Source organism: Neisseria sp. P0009.S007 (genome assembly GCF_051962515.1).
Map to the genome: position 1 here is coordinate 1 of NZ_JBQCVF010000726.1, position 848 is coordinate 848.

The 848-nt window shown below is 47.8% G+C and carries 1 protein-coding gene; it reads right to left on the reverse strand.

Annotated elements, in window-relative coordinates:
- Window positions 1–128: 128 nt before the first annotated feature.
- A partial coding sequence (locus tag ACTHS3_RS15960) for a glycosyltransferase family 2 protein (RefSeq protein ID WP_440368501.1) occupies window positions 129–848 on the reverse strand: 720 nt, incomplete at its 5' end.

The window sequence follows — 848 nt, forward strand, 5'->3', positions numbered from 1 at the left end:
TAATTATACATACTGATCTACATCAAATAAATAATATTCTCATTTAACCAATAGACTCATTAAAAGCACAAAAAAAGGCCGTCTGAAGATTTTCAGACGGCCTCTATGATTCAGATGAAATGATAAGGCTATTTTCCGGCTACTTCTTCATCTTTTATAAAATCAGATACGCCATGGACACAGCGGATTTTGCGTTCCGACAAGGTTGCCTCCAACAAGGCATCATTTTGCGGCAAGGAATCGCGTTCCGCCTCATTGTGCCAGAGGTGGTACGCAATACCGGCAAATTTCAAATTATGGCGTTTCATCCCATTATGATAGCAACGGGCAACAAATTCGCTGTCTTCCCTGCCCCAACCGACAAAGCTATTGTCAAACCCGTTGACGGCCAGCGCATCGCTGCGGAAAAAGCCCATATTGCAGGTTTTGATGCCTTTGTGTTTGCGGTTGCCTTTTCGGCCTGCCAGTTTGGCCAAACAACGGCAGCGCAGGGCGGATAGCCGTTTTTCTATTCCCGAGCTGAACACGGACAAAGCAGGCAAATCGCCTTCGTCCAAAATATCCTGCGTTTTATCCTCAGTCAAAATCACGCGGGAACCCTGTATCAGACGGCCTTTGCGGGCAATCTTCAAATGATCGGCGATAAAAGACGGATCCAAGACCATATCGCCGTCAATCAACACAATATAATCGCCTTTCGCCTGCGCCAACGCACGGTTGCGCGATTCGGCGGCACGAAAGCCTCTATCCGGCTGCCATGAATGCTTGACAGGAATGCTTGTTCTGCGGCGGATAAAATCAACCACTTCGGCGGTTTCCTGCCTTGAGCCGTCATCCGCGACAATAAT